At 72.3% G+C, this 17,072-nt stretch carries 19 protein-coding genes; 12 read left to right on the top strand and 7 right to left on the bottom strand.

The window, feature by feature from the left end; translation table 11 throughout:
* Window positions 1–144: 144 nt before the first annotated feature.
* From VIU94_RS09665 to VIU94_RS09655, 3 genes are all read right to left on the bottom strand, one after another.
* Window positions 145–777, bottom strand: a complete 633-nt coding sequence (locus VIU94_RS09665; RefSeq protein WP_331909665.1) for a hypothetical protein — start codon at window positions 775–777, stop codon at window positions 145–147.
* Window positions 778–907: 130 nt separating this feature from the next.
* Window positions 908–1,768, bottom strand: coding sequence for an alpha/beta fold hydrolase (locus VIU94_RS09660; protein ID WP_331909663.1), 861 nt, complete (start codon window positions 1,766–1,768; stop codon window positions 908–910).
* 5 nt (window positions 1,769–1,773) lie between these two features.
* Window positions 1,774–2,358: a TetR/AcrR family transcriptional regulator gene (locus VIU94_RS09655; protein WP_331909661.1), complete on the bottom strand. Its 585-nt coding sequence runs from the start codon at window positions 2,356–2,358 to the stop codon at window positions 1,774–1,776.
* Between the two features lie 162 nt (window positions 2,359–2,520).
* Between VIU94_RS09655 and VIU94_RS09650 the strand changes: the two genes are divergently transcribed.
* Together VIU94_RS09650 and VIU94_RS09645 are read left to right on the top strand one after the other, a co-directional pair.
* The gene (locus tag VIU94_RS09650) at window positions 2,521–2,955 is read left to right on the top strand and encodes an Rrf2 family transcriptional regulator (protein ID WP_331909659.1); all 435 of its coding nucleotides are present in this window, start codon (window positions 2,521–2,523) and stop codon (window positions 2,953–2,955) included.
* Window positions 2,956–3,075: 120 nt separating this feature from the next.
* The gene (locus VIU94_RS09645) at window positions 3,076–4,332 is read left to right on the top strand and encodes an MFS transporter (protein WP_331909657.1); all 1,257 of its coding nucleotides are present in this window, start codon (window positions 3,076–3,078) and stop codon (window positions 4,330–4,332) included.
* On the opposite strand, the gene VIU94_RS09640 is transcribed toward VIU94_RS09645, so the two are convergent.
* Window positions 4,304–4,684: a DUF5997 family protein gene (locus tag VIU94_RS09640; protein WP_331909655.1), complete on the bottom strand. Its 381-nt coding sequence runs from the start codon at window positions 4,682–4,684 to the stop codon at window positions 4,304–4,306. The two genes, VIU94_RS09645 and VIU94_RS09640, sit on opposite strands and share 29 nt — an antisense overlap.
* Before the next feature lie 57 nt (window positions 4,685–4,741).
* Between VIU94_RS09640 and VIU94_RS09635 the strand changes: the two genes are divergently transcribed.
* Window positions 4,742–5,536 (top strand): LysR family transcriptional regulator substrate-binding protein, encoded by a 795-nt coding sequence (locus tag VIU94_RS09635; protein ID WP_331909653.1) that lies wholly within the window; start codon window positions 4,742–4,744, stop codon window positions 5,534–5,536.
* An 18-nt stretch (window positions 5,537–5,554) separates the two neighbouring features.
* On the opposite strand, the gene VIU94_RS09630 is transcribed toward VIU94_RS09635, so the two are convergent.
* A complete protein-coding gene (locus VIU94_RS09630; protein WP_414720918.1) occupies window positions 5,555–6,349 on the bottom strand; it encodes an SGNH/GDSL hydrolase family protein in 795 nt (264 codons plus the stop codon).
* Between the two features lie 179 nt (window positions 6,350–6,528).
* Here VIU94_RS09630 and VIU94_RS09625 point away from each other — a divergent pair, with 179 nt between their 5' ends.
* Window positions 6,529–7,605 (top strand): enoyl-CoA hydratase/isomerase family protein, encoded by a 1,077-nt coding sequence (locus VIU94_RS09625; RefSeq protein ID WP_331909651.1) that lies wholly within the window; start codon window positions 6,529–6,531, stop codon window positions 7,603–7,605.
* 232 nt (window positions 7,606–7,837) lie between these two features.
* On the opposite strand, the gene VIU94_RS09620 is transcribed toward VIU94_RS09625, so the two are convergent.
* Entirely contained in the window at window positions 7,838–8,503 is a 666-nt protein-coding gene (locus VIU94_RS09620; protein ID WP_331909649.1) for a class I SAM-dependent methyltransferase, read from the bottom strand.
* A 96-nt stretch (window positions 8,504–8,599) separates the two neighbouring features.
* Here VIU94_RS09620 and VIU94_RS09615 point away from each other — a divergent pair, with 96 nt between their 5' ends.
* Window positions 8,600–9,226, top strand: a complete 627-nt coding sequence (locus tag VIU94_RS09615) for an RraA family protein (RefSeq protein ID WP_331909647.1) — start codon at window positions 8,600–8,602, stop codon at window positions 9,224–9,226.
* A 115-nt stretch (window positions 9,227–9,341) separates the two neighbouring features.
* On the opposite strand, the gene VIU94_RS09610 is transcribed toward VIU94_RS09615, so the two are convergent.
* On the bottom strand, window positions 9,342–10,187 hold the full coding sequence (locus VIU94_RS09610) for an SDR family oxidoreductase (RefSeq protein WP_331909645.1): 846 nt from the start codon (window positions 10,185–10,187) through the stop codon (window positions 9,342–9,344).
* A gap of 149 nt (window positions 10,188–10,336) precedes the next feature.
* On the opposite strand from VIU94_RS09610, the gene VIU94_RS09605 reads away from it, so the two are divergent.
* The 7 genes from VIU94_RS09605 to VIU94_RS09575 all read left to right on the top strand — a co-directional run.
* Window positions 10,337–10,732: a winged helix-turn-helix transcriptional regulator gene (locus tag VIU94_RS09605; RefSeq protein WP_331909643.1), complete on the top strand. Its 396-nt coding sequence runs from the start codon at window positions 10,337–10,339 to the stop codon at window positions 10,730–10,732.
* Window positions 10,733–10,923: 191 nt separating this feature from the next.
* Window positions 10,924–11,892 carry an AurF N-oxygenase family protein gene (locus VIU94_RS09600; protein WP_331909641.1) on the top strand — a complete coding sequence of 323 codons (969 nt, stop codon included), beginning with the start codon at window positions 10,924–10,926 and terminating at the stop codon, window positions 11,890–11,892.
* A 32-nt stretch (window positions 11,893–11,924) separates the two neighbouring features.
* Window positions 11,925–13,595: an FAD-dependent oxidoreductase gene (locus VIU94_RS09595; RefSeq protein WP_331909639.1), complete on the top strand. Its 1,671-nt coding sequence runs from the start codon at window positions 11,925–11,927 to the stop codon at window positions 13,593–13,595.
* Window positions 13,596–13,752: 157 nt separating this feature from the next.
* Complete coding sequence (locus VIU94_RS09590) at window positions 13,753–14,445, top strand: DUF998 domain-containing protein (protein ID WP_331909637.1); 693 nt, start codon at window positions 13,753–13,755, stop codon at window positions 14,443–14,445.
* Between the two features lie 7 nt (window positions 14,446–14,452).
* Window positions 14,453–15,709, top strand: coding sequence for a sensor histidine kinase (locus VIU94_RS09585; RefSeq protein WP_331909635.1), 1,257 nt, complete (start codon window positions 14,453–14,455; stop codon window positions 15,707–15,709).
* On the top strand, window positions 15,706–16,401 hold the full coding sequence (locus VIU94_RS09580) for a response regulator transcription factor (protein WP_331909633.1): 696 nt from the start codon (window positions 15,706–15,708) through the stop codon (window positions 16,399–16,401). Before VIU94_RS09585 ends, VIU94_RS09580 begins: the two co-directional genes overlap by 4 nt.
* A 184-nt stretch (window positions 16,402–16,585) precedes the next feature.
* A partial coding sequence (locus VIU94_RS09575) for an NADPH-dependent FMN reductase (RefSeq protein ID WP_331909631.1) occupies window positions 16,586–17,072 on the top strand: 487 nt, incomplete at its 3' end.

Genomic DNA, 17,072 nt, shown 5'->3' with positions numbered 1-17,072 from the left:
AGCAGCCGGTCGACGGTGACTTCTCCGCGTTGTTGCTTGGGCGGCATGCTGGTGTCCCGTCGACGTCCTGATGATCAGCCTACGGTAGTGCAGTGCTGCCCTGATCAGTGCGGAGCTGCGCACAGAGCTTCGGTGCGGAGCTGTCTACTGCAGAGCCGCCTCGATCCGCTCCGCGAGGTCCAGTACGTGGTCGGCTCCGAGACTCCATCCGCGCAGGCTGGTGTGCCGGCGGGTGCGGACGAGCAGGACGGACGCGTGCGGCATCGGGTCCACCGCCAGCAGCCGCTCCGGGTGCTCCTTCACGGCGGCGAGCGCGTGAGCGCGGTCGAGCAGGCTGGGGTCCGCGTTCAGGCGCCCGGTGATCGCCGGGTCCCCCTCGAAGACGGAACGGCCGCCCCGCTCGGGCCCCTGGGGTGCGCTCAGGGCGCACCGCGCGGCGACCGGCGAGAGCAGGGGCACGGCGTAGACCAGGTCGCCGAGCGAGCGGCCGTCCAGGACGGGATCGACCGGGCCCGCGGGATCGTCCGCATCCGTGGTGCTCATGATCGAGGCCCGCAGTTCGAAGGGGCGGGGCGCGGGCGCGTCGACGTACACGTAACAGTGCGTCGGCGCGGGCGCCCCGCCGAACCGTTCCCGCGGCGGCAGCAGACTGTCGGCCGGGACGCCGCTGCTCTCCGCCAGGAGCGGCACCGCCGGAGGCGCGTGGGCGAGGCCGAGCTCGTCCTGAAGAGCGCGGGCGATGTCGCAGGAAGGCGGCTTGCGCAGCAGTGCGGCCATGAACGTCCCCCGTGACTGTGTGCCGGGTCCGGATGTCGGGACACCACAGTATGAGGTTGTTGATGATGCAATGGAGTTCGTTTCTAGAACAATCCTCGATTCGCTGAACTCAGGCCCCCGGATGGTGTATTCAGGCCAGCGTCGCGATCAGCAGCTCGGCGAACTCCCTCGGGTGTTCGGTGGCCCCGACGTGCCCGCCCGGGAACTCCACGACCTGTGCATCGCACAGCTCCGAAAGGCGTGCGGCGGGTCCGACCAGCGGCTCGACGCCGCGCGAGTCCCGTCCGGTCGCGAGGACCAGCCGGTCCGCCGCCTCGCGGAGCCCAGCCACGTCGGGAACGCTCGCCGTGAACGGGCACAGCACGTGCTCCAGGAAGACCGGCAGGTTGGCGTGCATGCGCGCCGCCATCTGCTGGATCTCCGGCGGCAGTTCGGTCGCCCGCTCCGCCGAGCGCTCACCGCCGAGTCCCTCGCTGAAACGCGCCATCGCCGCCCCGACGCCCTCCTGCCGCAACAGCTCACGCACCTCGGCGAAGAGTGCGCGGTACGGCGCGGGCTCCGCCAACAGCTCGATCAGGGGCGGCTCGTGGGCCACGACCCGACGCAGCCGGCCGGGGTTCCGGGCGAGCAGCCCGAGCGCGGTGATCGCGCCCGAGCTGCTGCCGAGCACGTATGCCTCCTCGTCGGGCGCGACCAGGTCGAGCAGCCGGAGCGCGTCATCGCTCCACACCTCGACCCGCTGGTCCGCGAGTGGGCCGTCGAGCGGACTCCGGGACAGTCCGCGCTGGTCGTACGAGACCACCGTGTACCGCTCCGCCAGCAGCGGGGCCATCCCCGCGTACAGGCCGGCGTCGCCCGCGCCGCCGGGTATCAGGAGCAGGACGGGACCGCTGCCCCGCACCTCGTAGTGCAGCGTGGCACCGGGCACGGGCAGGGTGCCGGTCTGGACCGTTGCGGTCGCCGTTGCCGTCGTCGTCTGTGTCGTCGTCACCGCGGTCACTCGTTCCCCTCGGGCCTGGTCGGCCAGTTCGTCAGCAGTACATGGAGCGCGTCGAGCGAGCGCGACCAGGACTCCCGCACCTCACGGGGGTGCGCGAAGCCGCCGCTCAGCTCCAGATGGATGTAGCCGTGGAAGGCGCTGCGCAGCAGGCGGGCCGCGTCGGTCAGGTCCGGATCAGCGAGGCCGTAGCCGCGCAGCATCCCGTACGTGAGCTCGACGCTGCGGCGCAGGCCGACGGAGTCGGCGACCTCCTCCGGCTCCAGCCGCATCTGGGACGCCGCGTAGCGGCCGGGGTGGGCCAGGGCGTAGTCGCGGTACGCGTCGGCGAAGCCGACGAGCGCCTCCTTGCCGGACCGGCCGGCCACGGCGACGGCGATGCGGTCCGTCATCTCCTCGCCGGCCAGCAGCGCGACGCGCACCCGCAGCTCCCGCAGGTTCTTGACGTGCGAGTACAGGCTCGCGTCCTTGACGCCGAACTGCCGCGCGAGCGCGGACACGGTGACCTTGTCGATCCCGACCTCGTCCGCCATCAGCGCAGCCGCCTCCGTCAGACGGGCGGCCGTCACTCCCGCACGCACCATGCGGCACCTCCTTGCTAGTGTCTCAAGGAAGAAACCTAGGACCTCTAGGCAAGATCGTCAACAGGGAAGCCGCCCCTGCGGGTGCACTGGACACGCGCGCCCTGGTTGTAACAGAATCTGTTGCAACACGAGCGGCGTCGATGGCTTCGGGCGGGAGGTGTCATGAGTACGAGCAGTCGGATGACCGTGGCCACTCACGCGCTGACCTGGATGGCGTGGGTCTGCCCCAAGCGTCCCGACGGCATCGTGACGTCCGAGCAGATCGCCTCCAGCGTCAAGACCAACCCCGTCGTCATCCGTCGCGTCCTCGGAAGTCTGCGCGATGCGGGACTGGTGGAGTCGCAGCGCGGGCAGGGTGCGGGCTGGCGGCTGACCCGTAGCCCGGAGTCGATCACCCTGAGGGACGTCTATCTCGCAGTGGAGCCCGATCCCCTGATCGCCCTGCACGCCGCGCCCCCCAATCAGGACTGCCCCGTCGGGCGGGGCATCCCGCCCGTACTGCGTGAGGTGTACGACCGCGCGGAGGAGTCGATGAAGGCCGAACTGGCAGCCGTCACCATCGCCGACGTGGCGAGAGAGACGGTTCCCGGAACCTGAGCCGGCCCCGCAAGCCAGTCCCATCCCATCCACGCCGGTCGGCCCTCGCGGGCCGGCCTCTCTTCGGCCCAATGTCGTAACCGAATCTGTTACATCCGCCCATATGGAGGTCCCCGCATCGTGAACCGATCGCTCTTGGTCCTCGCCGCCGGCATGTTCGCCATCGGCACCGACAGCTTCGTCATCGCCGGCATCCTGCCGGACGCAGCGCACTCCCTCGGTGTCCCGGTCGGCACCGCGGGCTGGCTGCTCACCGCCTACGCCTTCACCTATGCCGTCCTCGGCCCTGTCATGGCGGCGCTCACGACCCGTTGGCCGCGCCGCACCCTGTTTCTCACCGGGTTCGCCGTCTTCACCGCCGGCAACCTCGCCACCGCCTTCGCTCCGGGCTTCGAGGTGGCCATGGTCGCGCGGGCACTCGCCGGGATCGGCGGCGCCATGGTCAGTCCCGCCACCGTCGCCGCGGCCGCCGCGCTCGCGCCACCGGAGCGTCGCGGCCGCGCGATCGCCGCGGTCATGACCGGCCTCAGCGCCGCGACCGCGCTGGGGGCGCCCATCGGCACGGCGATCGGCAGCCTCACCGGCGACTGGCGGGCCACCATGCTGTTCGTCTCCGCGCTCGGCGTGCTGGCCGCCGCAGGGATCGCCCTGCTCCTGCCGCCGATATCGACACCCCCATCGGTGCCGCTGCGCACCCGCGTCGCTCCGCTCGCCGACCGACGCATCGGCCTGATCCTGCTGACCACCCTCCTCGTGTACACCGGTCTGTACACCGTGTACTCCTTCATCGGCGAAAGCCTCGATCGCGCCACCGGCGGCAGCGGTACCACCCTCGCCGCCCTGCTGTTCGTATGGGGACTGGCGGCCACCGTCGGAACTCTCGGCTCGGGCCGTCTGCTCGACCGCTTCGGCAGCCGGCGCATCATCAATGCCTCGATCGCCATCGCCGCAGTCGACTTCGCCCTCCTGCCGTGGACAAGCGCTCACCTGCCCTCCGCCATCGCGGCACTCGTCGTATGGGGCGTCTGCGGCTGGGGACTCGTGACACCGCAGACCCATCGACTGATCACCGCGATGCCGACGGCGGCGCCTGTGCTCACCGGCCTTGCCTCGGCCATGATCTACGTCGGTGTCTCCATCGCCCCCCTGGTCGGGCAGACAGGAATGGCGTGGTTCGGCGCGTACTGGCTCGGTCCCGTCGGTGCGGCGTTCATCGCGCTCGGCCTCGGGGCGGCGGAAGCGGCGCACAGTGTCATCCACCGACACGCGAGGCGCAGCGAGCCCACGGCACACGAGTACGGCCCCACTCCCTCTGGTCGAGGGGTGGGGCCGTCGTTCGGCTCGGAGGTCAGTCGCGAGCGGCGTTCTTCTCCTTGATGCGGGTGGCTTCCTTGCGCGCCTCGGCCTGCGTGGCGCGCTCCTTCTGGAGCCACTCCGGGTTCTCTTCCTTGAGTGCGTCGATCTGCTCGGTCGTGAGCGCGTCGGTGACGCCCCCACGGGCAAGGCCGGAGATCGACACGCCGAGCTTCGAGGCGACCACGGGCCGCGGGTGCGGGCCGTTCTTGCGGAGCTCGCGGAGCCACGCCGGCGGGTCGGTCTGGAGCGCGTTGAGCTCCGTGCGCGAGACGACGCCCTCCTGGAATTCTGCGGGGGTGGCCGGCAGGTGCACGCCGAGCTTCTTCGCGGCGGTCGCGGGCTTCATCGTCTGGGGGGTGTGCTGCGCTGTCATACGTCGAGAATATCGAGCATGTGCGCTGGTCCCGACCATGCCCGGTAGCCTGGACCGGTGACCGGCTCGGAAGAATCCCCCTCGTTCCGGCTCGCGTACGTCCCAGGAGTGACCCCCTCGAAGTGGGTTCGGATCTGGAACGAGCGCCTGCCCGACGTCCCCCTGATCCTGACTCCCGTCGCCGCCGGCGACGCGCTCGACGTGCTGCGGAGCCGCGGGGCGGACGCGGGATTCGTGCGCATGCCGGTGGACGACGAGGACCTGAGCGCGATCCCGCTCTACACCGAGACCACAGTCGTGGTCGTCCCCAAGGACCACCTCGTGGCGGCGGCCGAGGAGGTCTCCGTCGACGAGCTGGCCGACGAGATCCTGCTGCACCCGCTCGACGACACGCTCGACTGGGAACAGCCGCCGGGGAAGCCCGCGTTCGAGCGCCCGGCGACGACGGCGGACGCGATCGAGCTGGTCGCGGCGGGCGTGGGGCTCCTCGTGGCGCCGCAGTCGCTGGCCCGGCTCCACCACCGCAAGGACCTGACGTACCGGACGGTCACCGACACCCCGCAGTCGCGGATCGCCCTGTCCTGGCCGAAGGACGAGACCACCGACATGGTGGAGGACTTCATCGGCATCGTCCGGGGCCGGACCGTGAACAGCTCGCGCGGCCGTCAGACCGCCTCGGAGGGCTCGAAGCCCGGCGCGGCGAAGTCGAAGGCGACGGCGGGGCGGAAGCCGGCCGCGGGCAAGTCGACGTCGGCCGGCAAGGCGCAGGGCCGGTCCGCCGGGCGGGGCGGTCGTAGCGGCGCTGCCGGTGCGAAGGGCGGCAAGCCGGGGAAGCCTCGCCGCCGCTCGTAGCCTCGCCGACCGGGTCGATCAGACCGCCCCGAGCGGCAGCAGATCGGGCCGCTTCGCCGTGCGGCCGTCGCCCGAGGACCGGCCGCGCAGGCGGCGCACGATCCAGGGGCCGAGGAACCCGGCCGCCCAACTGAGCTCGGTGGCCGCGGCGCGCAGACCCGTCGGGGCGGCCGCTGCAGCTGGCAGGGGACGGGTCCAGGCGTCGTCGCTGCCGGGCAGTTCCAGGGCCTCGGCAAGCGCGGCGGCGATGCGGTCGTGCCCCAGGGGGCTGGCGTGGAGCCGGTCCGCCGACCAGAGCCGGGGGTCCGTGGTGACCGGCCGGTTCTCGGTCTCGGCGACCATGACGCCGTGCCGCGCGGCAGCGGTGCGGATGCGGCGGTTGAGGTCGTAGACCCGGGGCGCGAGCGGCCGGGCGAGCGGCGCGATCCGGCCGATGTCGGGAAACGTCACGGTGGCCACGTCGGCCCCGCCGCCCCGAAGTGCGGCGAACATCTCCTCCAGGTGCCCGGCGACCTCCGCCGCGTCGAAGCGCGGCCGCAGCAGGTCGTTGACACCGGCGACCACGGTGGCGAGGTCAGGGTTCAACTCCAGTGCGGGACCGAGCTGTTCGGCACGAACCTGCCCGGCGAGCCGTCCGCGTACCGCCAGATTCGCGTACTGCACCCGGCCCCCGGGATCGGCCGCCGCGACCCGCTCCGCGAGCCGATCCGCGAACCCTCGCAGCCCCACGACGTCGTCCCCGTCGCCGACCCCTTCGGACTGACTGTCGCCCAGCGCGACGTACCGCTGGTACACACGGCTCGGTATGGGCATCTGACCCCCGCCTTCCACTCCCGATCCACCTGTCATCGACGATACATGCGGATGTGTCTATTCGCATTGTTGATTAATTGTGAGGGCTGCCAAGGCGTCCGGAGGCTGCCTGTGCCCCGAACGGCCCAGCGGTTACGGTGGTCCGGTTCGAAGATCCTTGGGGAAGGAACCGCGTGATCATGTCCGACGAGCCGAGCGCGTCGCGAGAGCCGTACGAGTCGCACGTGCTCCTGCGTACCGAGGGGCGTGCCGGGTTCATCACGCTCAATCGGCCGCGGGCGATCAACGCGCTCACCCACCCCATGGTGCGCCGCATCGACGAGGCGCTGACGCGGTGGGAGGGTGACCCGGACGTCGAGACCGTCGTCATCGAGGGGGCCGGCGAGCGCGGGCTGTGCGCGGGCGGCGACATCCGCGCCATCCACGACGACGCCCGCGCCGGCGGAACGGCGTCGACGGAGTTCTGGCGCGACGAGTATCGGCTCAACGCGCGCATCGCCCGTTTCGGCAAGCCGTACGTCGCGTTCATGGACGGCATCGTGATGGGCGGCGGGGTCGGTGTCTCGGCCCACGGGTCCGTACGGGTCGTCACCGAGCGCTCCCGCGTGGCCATGCCCGAGACCGGCATCGGCTTCGTGCCGGACGTCGGCGGCACCTATCTGCTGAGCCGCGCGCCCGGCGAACTCGGCACCCACCTCGCCCTCACCGGTACGCCGATCGGCGCCGCGGACGCCCTGGCGACCGGGCTCGCGGACCACTTCGTACCCTCCGAAGACCTGCCCCGGCTCGCCGCCGAGCTGACCCGCGCACCCGCACACCAAGCGCTGGCCCGCTGTGCGCGGACCGCTCCGCCCGGCGCCCTCGCCGACCGGCGCGAATGGATCGACGCCTGCTACGCGGCCGACCGGGTGGAGATCATCGTGGAGCGGCTGTTCGAGTTCGGCGTGCCCGAGGCGAAGGAGGCCGCCACCACGCTGCTCGCCAAGTCGCCGACCGCCCTGAAGGCCACCCTGGCCGCGATCCGTCGCGCCCGGCGGGCGGATTCGCTCGAGTCCGTCCTGAACATGGAGTTCCGGCTCTCCTGCGCCGCGCTGTCCTCCGCCGACCTGGTGGAGGGCATCCGCGCGCAGGTCGTCGACAAGGACCGCGACCCGCGCTGGTCCCCGGCCACGCTCGCGGACGTGACGGACGACGACGTCGCCCGGTACTTCGCCGCCCCGGCGGCCGGTGACCTCGGCTTGGCAGTCCCTGCCTGACGGAACCTCCCGGCGTCCGGGCGGCGCCGCCCCTCCCGTGGGGAGGCCGGGAGGGACGGCGCGGCCCCGCCGCTGCGCGCGGCGCAGGGCGGGGCCGTGGTGGCGCCTCGCATCTCGGGGGGCTGCCAGGTGCCGCGCTCAGCATGGCACCCGCTCCGCCGCTGGCAACAGACTCGTGCAGGAACGAGTCACGGGCATATGCGACGCGTGACGAAGGGCGGTCCGCCGCCCGTCACACCTCGGCGACCAGCGCATACCTCTCGTCGTCCACCGTGCCGCCCCACAGCTCCGACTCACCGCTCAGCGGCTCGATACGCAGCGCGGAGACCAACGGCCGTACGGCAGCGGCCAGATCGTCCGCGGTGATGCCGCCGTTCCAGGGCAGCGACTCCGCCCCCGCCACGTACGGGATCCCGCTCTGACCGGCCTCGCGCCACCGGCCCTCGACCAGTACGAGCCGCCCGCCCGGCCGCAGTCGCCCCACCCACTCCGTGAGCGCGGCCTCGGGATCGGGCAGCGTCCATACGAGGTGGCGGGAGAGGAGGACGTCGAAACGCTCCGCACCGGTCGGCGGCTGCGCCGCGTCCCCGACGAGGAAACGCCCCGTCAGTCCGGCGTCCCGGAGCTTCGTTCTGGCCTGCTCCACCATGCGGGGCGCCAGGTCGACCCCGGTGACCCGGTGGCCCGCGCCGGCCAGGAGCAGCGACAGAGAGCCTGTGCCGCAGCCCACGTCCAGTACGTCGAGGCCGTCGGCCGCCCCGGTGGGCAGCCAGGACTCCAGCCGAGCGGCCCACGCGGCCCGGGTCCGGTCGGCCCGGAGCCCGTGGTCCGGCTCGTCGTCGAAGGTCGCCGCGGCGGCGTTCCAGTAGGCGCTGATCTCGGTAGTGCGATCGGTCATACGGCCGATCATGGCAACCGCCACTGACAACGGGTCCGTTACGCTGCCCACCGAACGGCACGACGGGGGAGCGGTGCCCGTCCCGAGGAGGACAGCATGAACGACGCAGCCGGGTTCGAGGGGATCTCCCCGACCACTCTCGCCGACGTCCTGGGGCGCGGCCAGGTCATGGACATCGGGATCCGCCCGCTGTGGGGGCCGGTGCCGCGGGTGGCCGGCCCGGCGTTCACCGTACGATGCGCTCCCGGTGACAACCTCATGCTGCACGCGGCGATCCACCGCGCCCCGGCGGGGGCGATCGTGGTCGTCGAGTCGGGCGACACCGACTACGCCCTGGCGGGCGGCAACGTCTGCGCCGTCGCGCAGCGCCGCGGGATCGCCGCCTTCGTCCTGGACGGGCTGATCCGCGACCTCGCCGAGGTCCGCGAGATGGGCTTCCCGGTCTTCGCCCGCGGCGTCATCCCCTTCCCCGGCGCCAAGGCCGTCGCCGAACCCCTCAACACCGCCGTGCGGTGCGGCGGGGTGGAGGTGGCGGCCGGTGACATCGTCGTCGCCGACGAGGAGGGGATCGTCGTCGTGCCCGGCGGCCGTACGGAGCAGGTGCTCGCGGACGCCGGGAAGAAGCTGGCCAAGGAGGCCGACGAGTCCCTCGACGACTGGGAGCGGGAGCACCGCGCCCGGATCGACGCGATCCTGACCGGCCAGGGCTTCGAGGGCGTCTAGCCTCGGCAGAACAGGCCGTACTGGCGGGATTTGCAGGCCCTTGGGCCCGCAGGGCCGAACGCGCCGCGCCGAGGCGGCCGTTCGGGCCGGCGGGCTTCCGCCGTTCGCCCCCGGCCTATCGGAAAGCGGCGGCGTACCGCGTGGCCCAGTCGGCGAAGGGGCGCGGCGCACGGCCCAGTACTCGCTCGACGTCGGGGCTGATCCGCAGCTCGCGGGGGGTGGGCTCGCCCAGGATGTTCAGCGTCGTCTCGACGACCGGTTCGGGCATGAAGCGCACCATCTCCGCGTGTGCCTCCGCGCGCGTCTGCTCCACGAAGCGGATCGGCTCGCCGAGCGCCTCGCCGATTGCCGCGGCCCGCTCCCGGGGTGTGCTGAGGGCGGGACCGGTCAACTCGTAGACCTGGCCCGCGTGTCGGCCCTCGCGCAGTGCCGCCGCGCCGACCTCGGCGATGTCGTCCGGGTCGATGACCGGCAGACCGGTGTCGGCGAACGGCGCGGCGATCGCGCGCCCGGCGCGGACCGACTCGACCCAGGCGAAGGAGTTGGAGGCGAAGCCGCCGGGCCGGAGAATCGTCCACTCCATGCCCGACTCCCGCACCGCGTCCTCGAATCCGCGGGCTATGTCACCGTGCGAGGCCGACTCCGGCCGGGTCGCCACACCCTGGGACGAGAGCAGGACGACCCGGCTCACGCCGCCCGCCTTTGCGACGTCGAGGATGTCCCGCGGGCTCAAGAGGTGGGCGCTGGGGCCGCCGTTCTGCAGGAACAGCGCGTCCGCGCCGTCGAGGAGGGGGCGCAGGCCGTCGGGGTCGGCGAGATCCGCCGGCACGTGCCGTACTCCGTCTGGCACGTCGGCCGCCGAGATGCTGCGCGAGGTGGCGGTGATCTGCTCGCCGGCGGCGGCGAGGATCCGTACGAGAGAGCGTCCTACGTTCCCGGTGGCGCCCGTCACGACAATCACAATGAACTCCCTTGTAAACAAGCATGGTTGGCAATGCCCCGGAGGAGCGTGAGCCGCTCCGGAGAGTCCCTCTCGGGGCGACATGAGGACGCTAACAGCGCTCGTATAGTAGGTACCTAGAGGATAGTGACTGAGGGAAAGGGAAGTACGTGGCGACGAAGGCGAGTCGGCAGACAGCAGTGGAGGTCGACCCGGAGTTCGCGTGCCCGGTCAGCCCGGTCGTGGACATCGTGTTCAGCCGGTGGACCACGCCGATCCTGTGGGCCCTGCACGCATACGGCCGGCAGCGCTTCGTCGAGCTGGAGCGGCGGATCGGCAGGATCACCCCCAAGGTGCTGACGCAGCGACTGCGCCAGCTGGAGCGGGACGGCCTGGTCGTGCGCACGTACTACGCCGAAGTTCCGCCCCGGGTCGAGTACGAGATCAGCGAGCTCGGCCGCAGCCTCGCCCCGCTCTTCGCCCACCTCGCGGAATGGGCTGCCGACCATCTCGACCGGGTGGAGGAGGCTCGCGAGGCCTACGACGCGGCCGACGGTCCGCGGTGAACAGCCCCGTCAGGTTCCTTCTTACTCGGGGGTAGGCTCGCGCGCACCCCTTGTTGTACGGTCCGTCTAACAAGCGGGCGGACGGAGCGTGGGCGTCGCTCCGTCCGCCTGCCCACGCCCTGTGCCCTGCGTACACACACGCACGAGACAGCGATCAGTGACGTCGCACCGTCGAGCCGAGGAGCCGCAGCATGGCCAGCAGCACCGTCCGACCGGAGGCCGGAAGCCGGGATCACGGCGGGGATCACGGCGGGGATCACGACCGAAGCCGTGAGTACGAGCACGAGCGCGAGCACGCGGTCGCCCGGCGACTGCTCGCCTCCGCCGCGATCCTGGCCTACGACCCGGCCACCGAGGTCGACTGGGACACGCCGCTGGACAAGGACTTCCACGGCGCGAGCCCGGAGTGGTGCTCGCTCTACGGCACCGCGTACTGGGACGAGATGACCGAGGCGCAGCGCAAGGAGCTGACCCGGCAGGAGGCCGCGTCGGTGGCCAGTACCGGCATCTGGTTCGAGATGATCCTGCAGCAGATGGTGCTGCGCGACATCTACGCGAAGGACCCGACGGACGCCACGTTCCAGTGGGCGCTCACCGAGATCGCGGAGGAGTGCCGGCACTCGATCATGTTCGCCCGCGGCGCCGCGAAGCTCGGGGCGCCGGCGTACCGGCCGCCCCGGTACGTGCTCGAACTCGGCCGCGCGTTCAAGACGGTCGCCTTCGGCGAGGCCGCGTACGCCGCCATCCTCGTGGCCGAGGAGGTGCTCGACGTCATGCAGCGGGACTGGATGCGCGACGAGCGGGTGGCGCCCTTCGTCCGCACCATCAACAACATCCATGTGGTCGAGGAGTCGCGGCACATGAAGTTCGCCCGCGACGAGACGCGCAGGCGCCTCGCCCGCGCCGGCCGGACGCGCCGCCAGATCCAGGCCTTCGTGGTCGCCGTCGCGTCCTACTTCATCGTCACCAGCATGGTGAACAAGAAGGTCTACGAGAACGCCGGGCTGGACAGCGAGCGGGCGCTCGCCGAGGCCAGGGCCAACCAGCACCACAAGTCCATGATGCGATCGAGCTGCTCGGGCCTGATGGACTTCCTGGCCTCCGCCCGCCTCCTGACCCGGCCGGCGCTGATGTTCTACAAGCGCGCCAACCTGATCTGACCCGACCGTTCCGAGCTGATCCGAGCGACGACATGACCTACGCCATCACCCAGACCTGCTGCAGCGACGCCACCTGCGTCTCCGTCTGCCCGGTCAACTGCATCCACCCCACGCCGGAGGAGCGGGCCTTCGGCAGCACGGACATGCTGTACATCGACCCCAAGGCCTGCATCGACTGCGGCGCGTGCGCCGACGCGTGCCCGGTCGACGCGATCTTCCCGGTCGATTCCCTGACGGGCCCGAGCAAGGAGTACGCGGCGATCAACGCGACGTACTACGCGCAGACCGAGGCCGCAGCCGACGCCGCCGAACCCACCGACCACGGCCCCAACTTCCACGCCTGGGGCGAGCCGTCCTTCCCCCGAGTCCTGCCGTCCGACTTCGCGCCGCTCAGGATCGCCGTGGTCGGAACCGGCCCGGCCGGGATGTACGCCGCACAGGACCTGCTCCTGCACACCGACGCCGAGGTGACGCTCGTCGACCGGCTGCCGGTCGCGGGCGGCCTGGTCCGCTACGGCGTCGCGCCCGACCACCCCGCCACCAAGAAGGTCGGCGAGACGTTCTCCCGGTTCCACGACCATCCGCGGGTGCGGATGTACCTCGGACTGAACGTCGGCGGCGACGTCACGACGGAGGAACTCGCCGCCCACCACGACGCGGTCGTCTACGCGGTCGGGGCGTCCACCGACCGCCGCCTGGCGATCCCCGGCGAGGAGCTGCCCGGCAGCCTCTCCGCCACCTCGTTCGTGGCCTGGTACAACGCCCATCCAGAGGTCGCCCCGGACGCGATCGACCTCTCGGCCGAGCGGGTCGTCGTGGTCGGCAACGGCAATGTCGCCCTCGACGTCGCCCGCATCCTGCTCGCCGACCCCGACGCCCTCGCCCGTACCGACATCGCCGACCACGCGCTCAAGGCGCTGCGCGCCGGCGCGGTGCGCGAGGTCGTCCTGCTCGGGCGGCGCGGACCCGAGGACGCAGCGTACACCGTGTCCGAGATGCTCGCCCTCAAACACCTGCCCGGGGTGGACCTCGTCGTCGACGACCATGACCCCCGGATCGGGGAGGCGATCGACGCCGCCGCGCCCAAGGGCAAGGCCGCGATTCTGCGCGACGTCGTCCGCGAGAGCGTCGACTGGACGGGCTCGCCGGAGGGGGGCCGCCGCCGCATCGTCCTGCGCTTCCACAGCAGCCCGTCGGAGGTGTTGGGCGAGGACCGGGTTCGGACTGTGCGCACAGCGACCGCTACGGGTTCCGCGGACATCCCTGCCGGACTGCTGCTGAGGGCCATCGGCTACCGGGGCGCACCGGTCGCCGACCTGCCGTTCGACGAGGCGACCGGCACCATCCCGCACGAGGGCGGTCGGGTCGTCGGCCGGCCCGGCACGTACGTGGTCGGCTGGATCAAGCGCGGCCCCTCCGGCGGCATCGGCGCCAACCGCACCTGCGCCGCCGAGACCGTCGGCACCCTGCTCGCCGACGCCGTGGCCGGCGCGCTGCCCGCGCCCGCACACGGTGCGAAGGCCTTCCACCGCCTGGTCCGCCGCCGGGCCGCCGACCTCGTCGACGCCCGCGGCCTCGGCGCCATCGAACGCACCGAGACCGAACGCGGCACCGCCGCCGGCCGCCCCCGCGTCAAACTCGCCACCGTCGGCGAGCTGGTGGCGGCGTCGAAGCGCCGCAGCCGCTGGGGGCTCGCGCGCTGAAGCGCTCCGCAACGCGCCGAAGCCCCCGATCTCGGGCGTACATCATCCGGTGTACGGGGTACTCGCGCGACGTACCCCCGGGTGACTGCGCGCGGACGACGACGCCACGCGTCCGCCTTCGTAGCGTCCTCTTCATCGACCCGATGAGGAGGAACGCATGAAGACGATCCGGGACACCGGCCGGCCGGACCTGCTGCGGCGAGGGACGGTGGCCGCCCTCGCTGCGGCGTGCGCGGCGATCGCCGCGACGGACGTGCTCAACCCGCAGTACAGCCCGGTGAGCGAGGTGGTCAGCCGGTACGTGAACGGCTCGGTCGGCTGGCTCGTCACCCTGGCCCTGCTCGCCATCGGCGCGGCGTCGGCGGCGCTGACCGCAAGGCTCGGCCGGCTGTCCGGCCCGTCGACCGGCCGGACCGCCGCCCGGAGAACCGGCCGGGCGGCACTGGCCGTCTGGGCGGTCGGCGTCCTCGTGGCGGCGGCCTTCCCCGCCGATCCGCCCGGCCGTTGGAGCCGTCCGTCGGTCTCCGAGATGGTGCACGGCGCGGCGGCGTGGCCGGCGTTCGTCGCGCTGCCGGTGGCCGCGCTGCTCCTGACGGGGTCGCTGGCCGCCCGGTGGCCGGTCGGCCGTACGGCGCTGTTCGCGGCCACGGCCGCGTCGGTCCTCACCACCGTGGCCCTCGCGGTCTGCCTGGTCGACGTGATGGACGGCCCGTCCCTGGGTCTCGGCTCCGCGCCGACCCTTGTCGGTCTCGTCGAACGGCTCGCCATCGCCGCCGACCTGGCCTGGCTGGCCCTGGCCGCGACGGCGACCGCCCCGCGCGTCCGGGACGACAGGAACGTCCATGCATGATGGGCGCATGACGGCTGACCCGACCGCCCCCACGGACACCGCCGGGAACCCCGTCCGAGGCTCCCTCCTCACCGACGTCGTCGTGGCCGTCGTGACCGCGGTCGGCGTCCTCGCCGGTACCGCGCTCCTCGGCGGCCGGCTCGACCAGGCGGGCGTGGTCCCTCTCGCCCTCCAGCTCGGACTTGTGCTCCTGCTGCGCCGCCGGTGGCCCGTGGCGGTGCTGCTGCTCAGCGTCCAGGCCGTCATCGTCTTTCGCAGTGCCGGCCTGACCGACGTCGGCTGGGTGTGGCCCGCCACGGCTGCGTACGTCACCCTGGCCGGCGACGACCGGCCGCGACGGCCGGGCCTGCCGTGGGCGATCTCGATCGGAGCGGTCGAGCTGAGCTTCGCCGCGAGTTGGGAGTTCGCGGCCGGCCAGGACCAGCGGACGGTGCTGGGGACTGTGGGTGCGGAGGCCCTGTGGCTGGCCCTGGTGCTCGCCGCGGCCACCGCCCGACGCAACGGTCGCCGCTGGCGCGCCGAACTCGACGCGGGGCTGCGGCGCGCCGCCGAGGAGCGGGAAAGGGAGGCGCGGCGCCGCATCACCGGGGCTCGCCTCCAGATCGCCCGCGAACTGCACGACGTCGTCGCCCACACGCTCACCGTCGTCGGGGTGCAACTGCGTGTCGCAACCGAGGCGTTGGAGGACTCGCCCGAGGAGGCGCGGGCTGCGCTCGCGACCGCGCAGCAGGTACGCAGTCGGGCCGTGCAGGACCTGCGCTCCCTCGTCGAGATCCTGCGTGACCCCGACGAAGGGGCGGACGACGGCGGTTCGGAACCGCTGAACCTCGCCCCGGAGACCGGCCTCGACGGACTGTCCGACCTGCTCGAACGCATGCGGGCCAGCGGCCTGGAGATCCATTTCGACGCGACGGGGGACACCGGCTTCCTGCCCGCCCCGGTGGCGTTGGCCGCCTATCGGGTGGTGCAGGAGTCCCTGACGAACACGGTCCGGCACTCCGGCGCTCGCCGTGCCACTGTGCGCCTGCGCCGTGACGCCGAGCAGCTGAGCGTCGAAGTCGTCGACGACGGCACGGGGTCCGGGCCCGCCACCGGGTCCGAACCCGGCGCCGAGACCGCTCCCCGGGCCACGACCGGCCACGGTCTCACGGGGATGCGCGAACGGATCAGCGCGCTCGGCGGCTCCTTCAGCGCCGGACCGGACGGCGAACAGGCCGGTTACGCGGTGCGCGTCACCCTTCCTGTGCCAGTCTTCCCGTCATGACGATCAAGGTCCTTCTCGCCGACGACCAGGCCCTGGTCCGCGCCGGGTTCCGCAGTCTGCTCCGACGCACCCGCGACATCGAGGTCGTCGGAGAGGCGGCGACCGGCGACGAGGCACTGCGCGCCGTCCGCGCCCTGCGCCCGGACGTCGTGCTCATGGACATCCGGATGCCGGGCACGGACGGGCTCACCGCCACCGAACGCATCGTCGGAGACGCCGAACTGACGGGATGCCGGGTCATCGTCCTGACCACGTTCGAGACCGACGACTACGTCTTCGCCGCCCTGCGGGCCGGCGCGAGCGGTTTTCTCACCAAGGAGATCGAGCCCGACGACCTTCGCCAGGCCGTCAGGGCCGTGGCCGCCGGCGACGCGCTCCTCTCGCCGAGCGTGACCCGCAGGGTCATCGAGCAGTTCGGCCACCGGCCCGTCCTGCCGACCGACACCGAGGAGCGCCTGTCGGTGCTCACCGGCCGTGAGAGGGAGGTCGTGCACCTGATCGCGACCGGCCTGTCCAACGACCAGATCGCGAACCGCCTGGTCATCAGCCCGCTGACCGCCAAGACGCACGTCACCCGCGCCATGAGCAAGCTCGGCGTCCGGGACCGCGTCCAACTGGTCATCCTGGCGTACGAGACGGGCCTCGTCCGGCCGGGACAGCAGGATCCCGACGGCGTCCAGGACCGCGTGTGAGGGCCGGCGGAGTCACCCTTTCGCGCCCCGCCTCGCTCCGATCCAGTCACCTGTGCGGCTCTCCGCCGCACGGGTGACTTCGTGCGACGGACGCGCGGGACGCGGACCGGCCGCCGACGGGGGCGTACGGTGACCCTGCGCGGCGGGCCTCGTTGCGCCCATCCGCGTACCCGAGGGAGACGGTGTGACGGAGACCGGTCCGCAGGAGCGTCCCGCGCCGTCGGGCGGACGGGCGTCGCTCCGTGTGTTCGTGCTGTCCGGCTCGTCCCGGGTCGCATCGGTGAACGGACGCCTCGCCGAACTGGTCGCCCGGCTCGTCGTCCGGGCCGGCGCCACGGCCGACCTCGCCGTCCTGCGCGAGTTCGAGACCCCCACCTACGACGGAGACGCCGAGGCCGAACTAGGCCCGCCCCCGGGCGCGGTCGCGCTCCGTGACCGCATCGAGGCCGCGCAGGCCTTCGTCATCGCCTCGCCGGAGTACAACGCCTCAGTGCCCGGCGTGGTGAAGAACGCCGTCGACTGGGTCTCGAGGTTCCGGCCGCAGCCGTTCAAGGACAAGCAGACGCTGCTCGTCTCCGCCTCGCCTTCCATGGTCGGCGGCAACCGCGGCCTGTGGGCGCTCCGCGTGCCGCTCGAACACCTCGGGGCCCGTGTGTACCCGGACATGTTCA

This window comes from Streptomyces sp., assembly GCF_036566765.1.
Classification (GTDB): Bacteria; Actinomycetota; Actinomycetes; order Streptomycetales; family Streptomycetaceae; genus Streptomyces.
Note: the sequence above shows the minus strand (reverse complement) of the source record. Positions and strands in the feature narration are given on the sequence as shown.

Bases quoted from the DNA above. Each gene is read 5' to 3' on its own strand.
- VIU94_RS09615 (WP_331909647.1), top strand. From the start codon at position 8,600: ATGAACGACGCAGCCGGGTTCGAGGGGATCTCCCCGACCACTCTCGCC.
- VIU94_RS09590 (WP_331909637.1), top strand. From the start codon at position 13,753: ATGAAGACGATCCGGGACACCGGCCGGCCGGACCTGCTGCGGCGAGGG.
- VIU94_RS09620 (WP_331909649.1), bottom strand. From the start codon at position 8,503: ATGACCGATCGCACTACCGAGATCAGCGCCTACTGGAACGCCGCCGCG.
- VIU94_RS09650 (WP_331909659.1), top strand. From the start codon at position 2,521: ATGAGTACGAGCAGTCGGATGACCGTGGCCACTCACGCGCTGACCTGG.
- VIU94_RS09585 (WP_331909635.1), top strand. From the start codon at position 14,453: ATGACGGCTGACCCGACCGCCCCCACGGACACCGCCGGGAACCCCGTC.
- VIU94_RS09595 (WP_331909639.1), top strand. From the start codon at position 11,925: ATGACCTACGCCATCACCCAGACCTGCTGCAGCGACGCCACCTGCGTC.
- VIU94_RS09600 (WP_331909641.1), top strand. From the start codon at position 10,924: ATGGCCAGCAGCACCGTCCGACCGGAGGCCGGAAGCCGGGATCACGGC.
- VIU94_RS09580 (WP_331909633.1), top strand. From the start codon at position 15,706: ATGACGATCAAGGTCCTTCTCGCCGACGACCAGGCCCTGGTCCGCGCC.
- VIU94_RS09655 (WP_331909661.1), bottom strand. From the start codon at position 2,358: ATGGTGCGTGCGGGAGTGACGGCCGCCCGTCTGACGGAGGCGGCTGCG.
- VIU94_RS09640 (WP_331909655.1), bottom strand. From the start codon at position 4,684: ATGACAGCGCAGCACACCCCCCAGACGATGAAGCCCGCGACCGCCGCG.
- VIU94_RS09630 (WP_414720918.1), bottom strand. From the start codon at position 6,349: ATGCCCATACCGAGCCGTGTGTACCAGCGGTACGTCGCGCTGGGCGAC.
- VIU94_RS09625 (WP_331909651.1), top strand. From the start codon at position 6,529: ATGTCCGACGAGCCGAGCGCGTCGCGAGAGCCGTACGAGTCGCACGTG.
- VIU94_RS09665 (WP_331909665.1), bottom strand. From the start codon at position 777: ATGGCCGCACTGCTGCGCAAGCCGCCTTCCTGCGACATCGCCCGCGCT.